At 52.7% G+C, this 12,485-nt stretch carries 13 protein-coding genes; 6 read left to right on the forward strand and 7 right to left on the reverse strand.

Features of this window, described 5'->3' with window-relative positions; translation table 11 throughout:
• Nucleotides 1–108: 108 nt before the first annotated feature.
• Both JOE25_RS13795 and JOE25_RS13800 read left to right on the forward strand, forming a co-directional pair.
• The gene (locus JOE25_RS13795; RefSeq protein ID WP_209636018.1) at nucleotides 109–1,278 is read left to right on the forward strand and encodes a M20 aminoacylase family protein; all 1,170 of its coding nucleotides are present in this window, start codon (nucleotides 109–111) and stop codon (nucleotides 1,276–1,278) included.
• A 36-nt stretch (nucleotides 1,279–1,314) separates the two neighbouring features.
• On the forward strand, nucleotides 1,315–2,103 hold the full coding sequence (locus JOE25_RS13800; RefSeq protein WP_209636021.1) for an ABC transporter substrate-binding protein: 789 nt from the start codon (nucleotides 1,315–1,317) through the stop codon (nucleotides 2,101–2,103).
• A 62-nt stretch (nucleotides 2,104–2,165) separates the two neighbouring features.
• On the opposite strand, the gene tmaR is transcribed toward JOE25_RS13800, so the two are convergent.
• From tmaR to JOE25_RS13815, 3 genes are all read right to left on the reverse strand, one after another.
• Nucleotides 2,166–2,483, reverse strand: a complete 318-nt coding sequence (gene tmaR / locus JOE25_RS13805; protein ID WP_209636023.1) for a PTS system regulator TmaR — start codon at nucleotides 2,481–2,483, stop codon at nucleotides 2,166–2,168.
• A 161-nt stretch (nucleotides 2,484–2,644) separates the two neighbouring features.
• Nucleotides 2,645–3,712, reverse strand: a complete 1,068-nt coding sequence (locus JOE25_RS13810; protein WP_209636024.1) for an FUSC family protein — start codon at nucleotides 3,710–3,712, stop codon at nucleotides 2,645–2,647.
• Between the two features lie 99 nt (nucleotides 3,713–3,811).
• A complete protein-coding gene (locus tag JOE25_RS13815) occupies nucleotides 3,812–4,579 on the reverse strand; it encodes an N-acetylmuramoyl-L-alanine amidase (RefSeq protein WP_209636026.1) in 768 nt (255 codons plus the stop codon).
• A gap of 215 nt (nucleotides 4,580–4,794) precedes the next feature.
• On the opposite strand from JOE25_RS13815, the gene JOE25_RS13820 reads away from it, so the two are divergent.
• A complete protein-coding gene (locus JOE25_RS13820) occupies nucleotides 4,795–5,541 on the forward strand; it encodes a helix-turn-helix transcriptional regulator (RefSeq protein ID WP_209636028.1) in 747 nt (248 codons plus the stop codon).
• A gap of 42 nt (nucleotides 5,542–5,583) precedes the next feature.
• Here the strand turns inward: JOE25_RS13820 and JOE25_RS13825 are convergent, their stop codons facing one another.
• Nucleotides 5,584–6,693 carry an SDR family oxidoreductase gene (locus JOE25_RS13825; protein ID WP_130381403.1) on the reverse strand — a complete coding sequence of 370 codons (1,110 nt, stop codon included), beginning with the start codon at nucleotides 6,691–6,693 and terminating at the stop codon, nucleotides 5,584–5,586.
• A 257-nt stretch (nucleotides 6,694–6,950) separates the two neighbouring features.
• Here JOE25_RS13825 and JOE25_RS13830 point away from each other — a divergent pair, with 257 nt between their 5' ends.
• From JOE25_RS13830 to sbcB, 3 genes are all read left to right on the forward strand, one after another.
• Nucleotides 6,951–7,160 carry a hypothetical protein gene (locus JOE25_RS13830; protein ID WP_209636030.1) on the forward strand — a complete coding sequence of 70 codons (210 nt, stop codon included), beginning with the start codon at nucleotides 6,951–6,953 and terminating at the stop codon, nucleotides 7,158–7,160.
• 75 nt (nucleotides 7,161–7,235) lie between these two features.
• Nucleotides 7,236–7,424: a DNA polymerase III subunit theta gene (locus tag JOE25_RS13835; protein WP_209636032.1), complete on the forward strand. Its 189-nt coding sequence runs from the start codon at nucleotides 7,236–7,238 to the stop codon at nucleotides 7,422–7,424.
• 91 nt (nucleotides 7,425–7,515) lie between these two features.
• Nucleotides 7,516–8,943, forward strand: a complete 1,428-nt coding sequence (sbcB, locus tag JOE25_RS13840) for an exodeoxyribonuclease I (RefSeq protein ID WP_209636034.1) — start codon at nucleotides 7,516–7,518, stop codon at nucleotides 8,941–8,943.
• A 128-nt stretch (nucleotides 8,944–9,071) separates the two neighbouring features.
• Here sbcB and JOE25_RS13845 read toward each other — a convergent pair whose 3' ends face one another.
• The 3 genes from JOE25_RS13845 to JOE25_RS13850 all read right to left on the reverse strand — a co-directional run bounded on the left by JOE25_RS13845 (nucleotide 9,072) and on the right by JOE25_RS13850 (nucleotide 12,392).
• Nucleotides 9,072–10,439, reverse strand: a complete 1,368-nt coding sequence (locus JOE25_RS13845; RefSeq protein WP_209636036.1) for an APC family permease — start codon at nucleotides 10,437–10,439, stop codon at nucleotides 9,072–9,074.
• Complete coding sequence (locus JOE25_RS26730; RefSeq protein WP_314587530.1) at nucleotides 10,429–10,647, reverse strand: hypothetical protein; 219 nt, start codon at nucleotides 10,645–10,647, stop codon at nucleotides 10,429–10,431. The genes JOE25_RS13845 and JOE25_RS26730 overlap by 11 nt, the downstream gene beginning before the upstream one ends.
• A 326-nt stretch (nucleotides 10,648–10,973) precedes the next feature.
• Nucleotides 10,974–12,392: a glutamine synthetase family protein gene (locus tag JOE25_RS13850; protein ID WP_209636038.1), complete on the reverse strand. Its 1,419-nt coding sequence runs from the start codon at nucleotides 12,390–12,392 to the stop codon at nucleotides 10,974–10,976.
• Nucleotides 12,393–12,485 lie beyond the last annotated feature (93 nt).

The raw sequence follows: 12,485 nt of genomic DNA on the forward strand, positions 1-12,485 counted from the left end.
TAACTGAACGACGGCTCCCCGGCCAAAAGGTTGTTTGCTAGTCTCGGAATAACCTGGTTTCCGGCGTCCCTTCGCGTCGGGGATTGAACATTCAATCGGGATGCCACAATGGAAAACTTGCTTATTTTACCTGAAATAGCCGCCGTTCAGCATGAAATGGTCGCTATCCGCCACCATATTCATGCGCACCCTGAATTGGGATTCAACGAGTTCGCGACGAGTGATTTGGTCGCAAAATTGCTGGCCGAATGGGGCTATCAAGTCACACGCAACATAGGACAAACCGGGGTTGTCGCCACCCTTCAACGTGGCACAGGGAAAACTCTCGGTTTGCGTGCCGATATGGACGCGCTGCCCATTGAGGAAACCAGCGGGTTGCCCTATACCAGCACCCACAGCGGCGTGATGCACGCCTGCGGTCATGATGGCCACACAACGATGTTGTTGGCGGCAGCGCGCTATCTGGCACAGCATTCTGACTTTACCGGTACTCTGCACCTGATTTTTCAACCGGCAGAAGAAGGCGGTGGCGGAGCCAGAGTGATGATGGAAGATGGCCTGTTTGAGCGCTTCCCTTGCGACGCGGTGTTTGCCATGCATAACGTACCCGGCTTTCCGGCGGGTCTACTCGGTTTTGCCAGTGGTCCTTTCATGTGCTCGGCCGATACGGTCAATATCATCCTGCACGGCCACGGTGGCCATGGTGCGGTCCCACAACACACGGTCGATCCGGTTGTGGTCTGCGCTGCCATTGTGATGAGCCTGCAAACCATCGTGTCCCGCAATATAGACCCACAGGAAACGGCGATTATCACCGTAGGCGCGATCCAGGCAGGGCTTGCCAGCAATGTGATCCCCGCTACCGCCACCATGACGCTGAGCGTGCGCGCACTGAATGCCGGGGTACGTCAACGCCTAGAAAACCGCATTATCGCGCTGGTTGAAGCGCAAGCTGCCAGCTTTGGTGCCCGTGCGGAGATTGACTATCAGCAGGGTTACCCAGTGCTGGTGAACCACGCAGCGGAAACCGATCTGGCGCGTGAAGTGGCACTGGACTGGGCGGGTGAACAGCAGTTGATCCCCTCGCTGCGGCCATTTACTGCCAGCGAAGACTTCGCCTTTATGCTGGAGCAATGCCCCGGCAGCTACATCTCGATTGGCAACGGTGAAAGTACGTCCGGCAATTCACTGCATAACGCCAGTTACGATTTCAACGACGCGTGCTTGCCGATCGGCGCGACGTACTGGGTCAAGTTGGTTGAACGCTTTTTGGCTTAATGCCCTTTTGAACGCCACAACACTGAGGAAAATGAAATGAAAACAAAAAGTAGCCTGATTTTATTGCTGCCGCTGGCGTTGAGTTTCGCGGCCATTGGTGGGGAGTTCAGCGGCAAAGTCATTAAGCTGGGCGTCGACCCAACCTATCCGCCGTTGGAATACAAGACGCCGCAGGGTGCTCTGACCGGATTCGGTGTCGACATTGCACAGGCAATGTGCGAGCAAATGCAGGCCAAATGCGTTTGGGTCGAAAGCAGTTGGGATGGGATGATCCCCGGATTACAGGCGAAAAAGTTCGATGCCATCGCCTCGTCAATGACCATTACGCCACAGCGCCAGGCACAAATTGCCTTCTCGGATAAAGTGTCCAATGCCCCAGCACGGTTAGTGGCCCGTAAAGGGAGCGATCTGCAACCTACCGCGGCTTCGCTAAAAGGTAAATCCATTGGCGTGCAACAGGGCTCCAGTCAGGAAACTTATGCCAACGCTCTATGGCGGCCAGCCGGGGTTAACGTGGTGTCCTACCAGAGCCAACAGGAGGCCAATGAAGATTTGGTCAACGGGCGCCTGGATGCGTCGCTGTTAGCCAGCGTCAGCGCCAGTGAGTTTTTCCATACGCCTGCCGGAAAGGATTTTGCCTTTACCGGTGCCGAGCTTAATGACAGCAAGTATTTCGGTATCGGCGACGGCATTGGGTTGCGTAAAGAAGATACCGCGTTGCTCAATGCGTTCAATGCCGCGCTCAAAGCGATCATTGCCAACGGCACCTACAAGAAAGTGAACGATAAATACTTTGATTTTGACGTATACGGTACAGCGCAATAACGGCGATTGGCGGGAAACAAAAAATAAAAGGGCCAGGCAAATGCCTGGCCCGATAAAAAGGGTTACTTCACTTCGCCCATAGCCTTCAGCTTTTTGGACAGCTCACGGCGTTCTTTAGACAGATCGGCATTTTTGATGATGTAGTCATCAACGCGATCTTCATAGTCGCTGCGCATGTTGCTAATGATGCCCTGAACATCTTCAATGCTCATGCCTGGTTTGATGTACTCACTCAGGTTGTCGAGCAGCAGCACACGCTTTTGGTTATCACGAACTTTCTTTTCGTTGTCGATAATTTCGCGTTGCAGCTTATTTTTACGGCGGAACATACGCACAAACTCCAGAACGTCCTGGAAACTCGGCTTATTTGCATTATCCATCTTCATACCCTTGCTTTAGTAATACACAGATTCGTTTGCTTACGGCCACAATGATACCAAGATACAGGTTTGTGGCGGTCAGGCACAACACTCATCGCCCTATCTTACTCACTTTGCTGCCGGGACAAAAACCAGAAGCGCCCGCTTCATGATCTGACCCCCTATTCGCGCCCGGTAGCAGTACAGACCTTGAGCAGGTCGCCCAGTTCTTCCAACTGCTGCGTCAGTTCCATGCTCAGCCAAACATAACCGTAAATAGGTGCCTCGCCGTGTTGACTGACGCTCGCCTCCTGCATCAGGGTTTTCAGTTCGGCGGCGATGTCGCTCAGTTGCCCTGCCATTACGGATTGTTGCGTTTGCGGGCCGTTATGCATCATGTCTGCCAATGATTCAAGCGACCGCAGCGTCAGCAATTGTGCGCTGCGCAGCGTTTTCGCATTCAGCATAATAAAATGGGTTTCACGCGAGGCCCAATACGCGTCGGCCAGCAGTTCCAGAGTACAGACCAGATTGCGGCTCAGCGTTTGTACCGCTTCAAATACCGCCAGAGGGATATGGGTTTCTTTACTGCTGGGAACAATCAGGCCGCGCAATTTGACGACCTGATTCAAGAGATCTTTCAACTGGGGTTCCAGTCGCGGCCGTTCGATCATGTTCGGCGACAGATAAGCACCGTAGATTTTACTCGCGCTTTGCAAGCAATCCGCCATCTGCATACGCCACAGAATGTAGGCACGCTGTGGATAAATGCTGGTGAACAACAGCGCCAGCAACGAGCCAAAAATAACGTCCCCACTACGCCACAGCGCAGTATGCATGTCACCTGCCCCCGCGCCACACACCACCGCCAGTGTAATCCCCACTAACAGTGCCATATAGGGACGCTTACCGAGCGTCAGATAACCGCAGAAGAACATCACTACTCCGCACCACGCTAGCATCAGCGGTAGCGAGTAGAGCTCAAGATACAGGGCAATCAGGCCCGAGGCCGCGCCAAACACCGTACCGGCGATACGCTGCAACGCGCGTTGCAATACATTCCCCCAGAACGAAATCGGCCCCATCACCACCACCAAGGTAATGAGCGGCCAGGTCCCTTCAGGGACGTCTAGCAAGCGAATCAGCAAGAAGGTCAGGATAAACGCCAGCCCAATGCGCACACCGTGCACAATGCGGTAATGACGATAAGTCAAACGTTCAAACGACGATATTTTTCTGTCGAGGCGCACAATGCATCCCGTTATGAATGGCGAGAAAGTCCATTAGTTTAGCGGAGGAAGAGCAGCGGAGAAAAGGCGGATAAGGCGTCCCTCACCCGCAGTCAGTCCTTAAGCGGCATATTTATCCACCAACGCCTGCAAAATGGCGGCGGTTTCTACATCCATCACCCCATCATACTGCCGTTGACGGAAATGCAGCTGGAAGGCACGCACCAGTTGGCGATAACCTTCAGCGTCAACCGCTGCCGAGGTGTCGTAGCCATATTTGGCGAACAGCGCCAACACATCAGACTGTGCAGGCAGACCATGGCATTGATATGCATGCTGATGTCGCTGTTTCACCGCGTCGTCATACCAGGCGCCCACCCCGGCCTGATACAGCTGATGCCACGGGAACTGCGGACCTGGATCGCTCTTTCGGCCCGGCGCGATATCGGAATGCGCCACCACGTTAACGGGGGTGATGTCCGGATAGCGCTGCAGGATGTTTTGCGCCAGTTGAGTCACCGCCGCAATTTGCTGCGGATTAAACGGTGGGAAAGTAATGTCTTCACCATCGCCACTCGCCAGATTGACGATCTCAATGCCAATCGCCGTATCGTTGAGATTAGAACGATTACCCCATTGGCTTGCACCGGCATGCCAGGCTCGTTCATCTTCATCGACCAAGTTAAAAATGCGTACACCGCTGAAACCGGCCGCCTGATAGGTTTGATCTTCCGGATCCGGCACCAGGTAATGGGCGCTGACCGATTTACCTGTCAGTGACTGCACGGAATCGGCAAAATTCTGCGCCGTGTAATGCAGCACCAAAAAGCGTACCCGGTGGCCAAAGCTGGCTACCGAACGGTAGCTATTGTAATCAATACTGAACATCGTAGATTCCTTGTTAGTTAAACTCGCGTGCCTCTTTCACCGTAGGGAACAAAGATATTCGTCCCGCGTCACGCGGTCGCTGCATGCAGTGACCCTACAATGCCTTCGTGGCTCTTGTCCACCCCTTAATGTTTAGCTAATTGCTAAATTTAAAGCAAGATAAATTTAGCAAAAACGATATTTACCTTTTTGCTAAAGAATGCGATCATCCAAGGATGGAAACCAAAGAAATAAGACGCAATAATTTGCGCGAGCTGATGGCCAGCTACGCCCGACAGGGCATCAACCAGAACGATTTTGCCGTGCTGGTTGAATCCTCCTCGCCAACGCTCAGCCAGATTACCGGTGAAAAATCCTCCCGCAACCTTGGCGATAACCTCGCCAGGCGGATTGAGGCCAAGCTGGATCTGCCCAAAGGCTGGTTCGACGTTTTCCATGAAAAACAGCTGGTGCGCCCGTTCGATAACGTGGCGGCAGAATCGGATTTCCAACCTGCCCGCCTGAAGCCGGTAGTGTGGGAAGATACCGAACAGGACAAGGAAGAGTTTGTGGAAATTCCCCTGCTGGACATTAATTTTTCTGCCGGCGATGGCTGTTATGAAATCGTTGATCGTGAAGAGTTTTCACTGATTTTTCGTCGCTACTATCTGCACAAGATGGGGGTGGCGGTCAATGCGGCACGTATCATCCGCATTTCCGGCTCCAGCATGGAACCACGCCTGCAAGACGGCGACGTGGTGGGTATCAATACCGATGACACACGCATCCGCGAAGGCAAAACCTACGCGATTCGCCACGGTAATTTGCTGCGGGTAAAAGTGTTGATAGAACAGCCTGACGGCGGTGTCACTATTCGCTCCCTGAACCGGGAAGAATACCAGGACGAACATCTGAGTTATCCGCAGCGTAAAGACCAACTGGTGGTATTGGGCCGCGTTTTCTGGTCGTCTTCGTCCTGGTAATGGCCGGGACACAATCGGGTGCCGCTTGGCGGCACCCTCCTGTTATTTGAAATCCACGACCATCTGCTGCTGGATAGACAAACCGCGGGTAGACTGCACGCAACGGGCGATGTAGTCGGTAAAGCGCGGCGGTTTAGGCATGCCCAGCTTGAGAATTTTGTCGTTGCTGAAACGCACGTTAAGCATGGCGAAAGATCCATACAAACGCATCGCCTTCAGCATCAGTCTTTCGTTGCACGGCCCGAAGATATCTTTCAGTTGCTTGCGCATTTTCAGCAGGGCTTCGTAACTGACCTGCGCGTAATGGTCGCCAAGCGGCGGTTTTTCCAACGCGGCAGCAATGGCGCGATCAATATCCGCGAAGCTGACGCTGCTCTCTTCACCGGCAGAAATATGATAAACGTCATTATCCAGCGTTTCGCTGTTCAGCAACATCACCATCGCATCAGCGCAGTAATCGACCGGGATAACGTCGATATTGTCCTGCAGTGAACACATGAATTTACGCAACATTAGCGCCATGCTGAACACCCAGAAAATACTGCTGGATGGCTGGCACCCTAAACGCGTGTGCCCAACAACGATAGAAGGACGTGCAATCACCAGCGGCAATTGCGGGCAGTGTTGACGCATTAACTGTTCAATCGTGGATTTAGAGCGGGTGTATTCCACCAGATGCTCAGCCGTTTCTTCAAACTCGCCACTTTCTGCCACCAGCGAGCCCGGTTCCGGGGCACACGACATTGCGGTACCCACATGCAGAAAACGTTTCAATCCCGGTACCTGCGCCATTCTTTCGGCAAAGGCCAGTGTACCTTCAACATTAACCTTCCAAATAAGCGGGTTATTGCCGAATGAAGCAACCGCGGCACAATTGATAACGTGCGTTACATTGTTAATACGTGTGTCCGCTAAAAAATTAGCAGGCTCACTTAAATCACCCAACAATATATTTTCTATCGTGATTTTGGAGAATAAATCGGATTCAATATTAAACTTCTCCATATTAATCCGAATACGTTCCAGCCCCTGCTGCGCATTTTCAGCTCGCACTAACAGAAGATAGTTAATTTCCTGATTTTCATTCAGTAATTTTTCGAGCACTGCACCACCGAGAAAGCCAGTAGCGCCGGTCAACAGCAGAGTTTTCATAATATGCACCCACATTGGCATTGAATGATGCTGATTGTATGCGGAGATAATTAAACAAATATTAAATGGAACTCAGTGGCAGCTGTTTATCTTTTCTTAATATTATCTTAAGGAATATTTTGAAACATCAGTGAGGCATTTGGTAACACATTAATAAAAAAGAAACCATAATAAATGTGGCCGTTGACGGGCCATTGATACAGGCTCTGATTTAATTTACTGGTGAGTATTATTACATTTTTTCATCAGGAGTATTTATGAGCTATAACCAAAAAGTTTGGTTGGGCATCCTGGTCCTGTGCAGTGTCTTCTGGCTGGCGGTGATCGGCGGTATTTTCTCGGTCCATGAAGCCTACGAGCGCACAAGCCTGCAAAGTCAGCAGGATTTCACAACGCGATACTCTCAGCATTATCATGGCACTGCAACAGCGAACCATAGCCTCCAGGCGCGAACGCCAACATCCTGATATGCCCCCCTGAATGGGTAGGGACAAGCACGCCTAACGATCTTATGATGCCCCTTGGTTCATAGGGAGAATAATATGGGTCGAAAGCTGGATCGCTTGCCGCAAGCAGAACGTGAGAAAATTGAAGCCGACTTGCTCGCGCTCAGCGTCATTTATAACGAACGTTATGGCATTGCCACCAATGCCGCCCATGCCGAAAAACAGGTGCCTGATTATTTACGTTCCTACTTTCATTTGCGCCTAAGCTACTACCGCAGTGCGTAATACCGCGCATTTCAGTGATTAACGCTAACGACTCGTACGTCTCGCCGTTACAATAGGAAGATATTCCCAACGCCACGTGAGAGATGCGATTTTGAGCAGCAAGGCACCGGCCACATTCTATATTCACGACTACGAGACCTTCGGTAAAAGCCCATCCATGGACCGCCCGGCGCAGTTTGCCGGTGTGCGTACCGATATGGATTTCAATATCATCGAAGAGCCACTGGTCATCTATTGCACCCCGGCCGACGACTACTTGCCCGATCCTGAAGCGGTGATGATCACCGGTATCACGCCGCAATTGGCACTGGCTAAAGGTGTCAACGAAGCCGAGTTCGCACGCCAGATCCATCAGGCATTCAGTGTGCCTGGCACCTGCATTCTGGGTTACAACAATATCCGCTTCGATGATGAAGTGAGCCGTAATATCTTCTACCGCAGCTTTTACGATCCCTACGCTTACAGCTGGCAAAACGGCAATTCCCGCTGGGATCTGCTCGACGTGATGCGTGCCTGCTATGCGCTGCGCCCGGACGGTATCGTCTGGCCGGAAAACGAAGATGGATTCCCGAGTTTCCGTTTGGAACACCTGACTCGCGCCAACGGCGTCGAACACGAACACGCTCATGACGCCATGTCGGATGTTTACGCGACCATCGCCATGGCCAAGTTGGTCAAACAAGCGCAACCCCGGCTGTTTGACTTCCTGCTGCAACACCGCAACAAGCATAAGCTCAATGCCCTGATCGATATCGCAGAAATGACGCCGTTGGTGCACGTTTCCGGTATGTTCGGCGCTGCACGTGGCAATACCAGTTGGGTATCGCCGCTGGCCTGGCACCCTGATAACAAAAATGCGGTCATCATGTGTGATTTAGCCGGTGATATGACGCCACTGCTCACGCTGAGCGCCGACGAATTGCGCGAACGGCTGTATACCCGCAGAGACGAGCTGGCACCTGACCAATCACCGGTGCCAATCAAGCTGGTCCATATCAACAAATGCCCGGTACTGGCACCCGCCAAGACCCTATTGCCGGAAAACGCGGAACGCTTGGGGATCGATCGCCAAGCCTGCCTGCAAAATCTGCAGCTGCTGCGCCAGCACCCGCAGGTGCGCGAAAAAGTGGTGGCGTTATTCGCTGAAGCCGAACCTTTTAAAGGCTCTGATGACGTCGACGCCCGGCTGTACGACGGTTTCTTCAGCGATGCTGATAAAGCAGCAATGAAGATTATCCAGCAAACCAAACCGCAAAACTTGCCGGCACTGGATCTGACCTTCAACGATGACCGCATGAAGGAACTGCTGTTCCGTTTCCGGGCCCGCAACTACCCCAACACGCTGGATGACAGCGAGCAACGCCGCTGGTTACAGCATCGTCAGGAAGTTCTGAGCGCTGAACGGGTACAGAGTTACGTACTGCAACTCGAGTCGTTGTATAACTTGTACGAAGGCGATAAAGAAAAGACCGCGCTGCTGAAAGCGCTGTTTGAGTACGGTAAAGAATTGGTAGGCTAACAGAAAAAAACGTAGGGCGCTAAAAGCGCCCTACGACTTAATGGCAGAGGCGCTGTATGCTGCGCCCAATGACATCATCAAAGCATTAAATCGCGGGCCGAACCTGTTCGGCCCCGACCTGTTAAGGCTTATGCAACGTCTTCGCTAGCCTGTGGAACCGGCAGACGGAAGCTGCGGGTGACGAAGGCCAGATAAATCAGACCAATCGCGGCCCAAACCAGGCCCAGCGTCATCGAACTGGCTTCCAGGTTGATCCACAGTGCGCCAACAGTTAACGCCCCCAATACCGGCAAAATCAGATAGTTGAAGGTATCTTTAACGGTACGGTTCATCTTGTCGCGAATATAAAACTGCGAGATTACCGACAGGTTCACAAAGGTGAACGCTACCAGCGCACCGAAGTTAATCAATGCCGTCGCCGTAACCAGATCGAACGACACCGCAGACAAGGCAATCACACCGACCAGCAGCACGTTCAATGCCGGGGTACGCCATTTCGGGTGCACATAACCAAAGAAACGCTCTGGGAATACACCGTCACGGCCCATCACGTACATCAGACGCGAAACACCGGCGTGCGACGCCATACCTGAAGCCAGTACGGTCACGCAAGAGAACACCAGGATCACCGACTGGAAGAACTTACCGGCGACGTACAGCATGATTTCCGGTTGGGACGCATCAGGATCTTTAAAGCGCGAGATGTCCGGGAAGTACAACTGCACGAAGTAGGACACCACGATAAAGATGATGCCGCCGATCAGCGCCGTCAGGAAGATCGCTTTCGGGATCACGTTCTCTGCATCTTTGGTTTCTTCGGACAGCGAGCTGATGCCGTCAAAACCGAGGAACGAGAAGCACAAAATAGTCGCACCGGTAATCATCGGCACTACATGCGCATTCTCAGACCAGAATGGGCGGCTGCTAACCAGCGTACCTGCCCCTTCGCCATGCGAAAGGCCGTTAACCACCAGGAACAGGAACACGATCATGATAGCCACCTGCACCACCACGATAATGGAGTTCAGGTTTGCCACCAGCTTAATGCCGCGCAGGTTAAAGAGCGTCATCAGCGCGACCAGCGCCGCCACGAAGATCCACGAAGGCACGCCCGGGAAGATAGCTTCCAGGTAAATTTTGGCCAACAGGATGTTGATCATCGGCATGAACAGGTAGTCCAGCAGCGATGACCAGCCCACCATAAAGCCAACGTGCGGGCTAATGGCCTTCTGGGCGTAGGTATAGGCAGAACCGGCGGACGGGAATTTTCGTACCAGTTTGCCGTAGCTCAATGCGGTAAACAGCACCGCCAGCAGAGCAAAGGCGTACGCAGTGGCGACGTGACCATCGGTCAGGCCGGATACGATGCCAAAGGTATCGAAGATGGTCATTGGCTGCAGGTAAGCCAGCCCCATCATCACTACCGGGACTAAAGTCAGGGTTTTACGCAGCTGTGCGCGTGGCGCCGGAATGGTGCTGGAGATGTTATCGGACATTGCGCAGCCCCCCCTTACCTTCTGCCTTGCGGAGCGTAGACACGCCAAGACTTAAGGTTGCGGGGAAACTTCGCAACGTGCGACTGAATTCAAAAAGAAGGGGATTGGAAGCTGGATAACGAGTCAAGGCTGCCTTGGCTGCTCCATAATCGCTGCGACCACAGCGGAAACCGGTGGGCACCGGTGCTAAAGTGAAAAATTGCCCCATCTTTCTTATCCTCATGAGTCACGACCATAAAGTTTTGTTTGATCGCGCACGAAACTATTTATCTATCCGGATCGGTGTCCGGCCTCGCTTGGTGTATGAAACGCACAGTTTGTAAAACACAAATGCAAAAAAAATAACCGACGCGTTAAAACGTCGGCTATCTGCATTAGAGATATTTTGCACCAGAAACCCTCCTGATGACAAGATCAGGAAGGCATCTTAAGCAAATTCTTTTCGCGATTGTTCGGAAAACCGCCCTTACGGTTGAATTAATCCGCAATCCTCACCGTCGCTTACTCCGTTATTGCCGCTTAGTTTACGCCCCCTCAGGCATTTTTCAACATCCAGTCGATCTCTGTTTCCGTCACTAAGCGCTCAAACTGCATCAATTCATCCATCTTGCAGGCATGATAAACATGCGCAAAACGTTCTCCCAGGTACTGCGTCAGCGCTTGCTGATGCTCAAATTCGTATAGCGCATCGCTTTGGCGGATGGGGAACGGCAACCCTTCTTGCTCGAGCCCATTACCGGTCACGGGTTCAGGCAACGGCAGCGCATTGTCCAACCCATACAAAATCCCGGAGAGGATCGCCGCAACCACCAGATAGGGATTGGCATCCGCGCCTGCGACACGGTATTCCACCCGATGGTTCTCGGGCTCACCGCAGGGAATACGCAGCGCAACGGTGCGATTGTTGTGCCCCCAGGAGGCTTGTGTGGGGACATACATGCCCGGCTGGAAACGACGGAAAGCATTAACATTGGGGGCTAACAGTGCCATTGAAGCCGGCATTAAGGTGATCATACCCGCCAGCGCACGGTGCAGTAACGCAGAGTCTTCGCCGTCTGCTTGGGCGAACAGGTTGTTACCGTTACCGTCGAGCATGCTGATATGCACATGCATGCCGCTACCGGCGTATTCTTCATAAGGTTTGGCCATAAAGGTCGCGTGCAGATGGTGATTTTCCGCCACCATCCGTACCAGGCGTTTTAGCCCGAGCGCATGATCACAAGCCAGCAGCACGTTATCGGTATGCTTTAGGTTGACCTCAAACTGGCCAGGCGACGCCTCTGCCACCGCGCCGTCCGCCGGTAGCCCCTGCATCTGAGCCAGGCTATCGATGTCGTTCAGCACTTCAGCAAAATGATTCAGGTTATCCAGCGAGTATACCTGGCTTTGCACGTTGCGCTCCTGGGTACCAGGTGCGCAAGGAGGTTGAAGGTAGCCTTCAGAATCTCGCTGTCGATCAATGAGATAGAACTCCAACTCTACCGCTACCACCGGGAACATGCCTCGCTGGCGCAACGCCTGCCACACTCGGTTCAGAACATTGCGGGGTTCAACGTCAAAGGGAGTACCATCTTCATCCAGCATGGTCAGCAATACCTGACCGATATTATCCGGGTCCGCCGCTGACGGCGTCAACGAACCAAGCACCGGCATGCAGACACGGTCCGGCTCCCCCAACTCTTGGCCCAGGCCAGCCTCTTCCACCACATTGCCCAGAATATCCATAGCGAATACCGAGGCGGGGAAGTAACTGCCTTTTTCCAATTTTTTCAGTCCGGAGACGGGAATGCGTTTACCGCGGAAGGAACCATTCAGATCAGTGAGTAGGATATCGATATACTGCGTTGAGGGGTGGCGTTCCAAATAGTGAGCAACTTCACGTTGGAACGCGCTACTTCGCCTCTCTTCATTGTGCTGTGCAAAATTTTCAACTGCTGCGATATTGGTTTGCATACATCACCCGCCATTATGATCTGAGGACGCTGTGGCGCCCGCCTGCCGATAGGTTCAACACATGGTCTGATTTCTCTGTAGACTGCGCCAGAA

The sequence above is a fragment of the Serratia sp. PL17 genome, assembly GCF_017832355.1.
In the GTDB taxonomy this organism is placed as follows: domain Bacteria; phylum Pseudomonadota; class Gammaproteobacteria; order Enterobacterales; family Enterobacteriaceae; genus Serratia.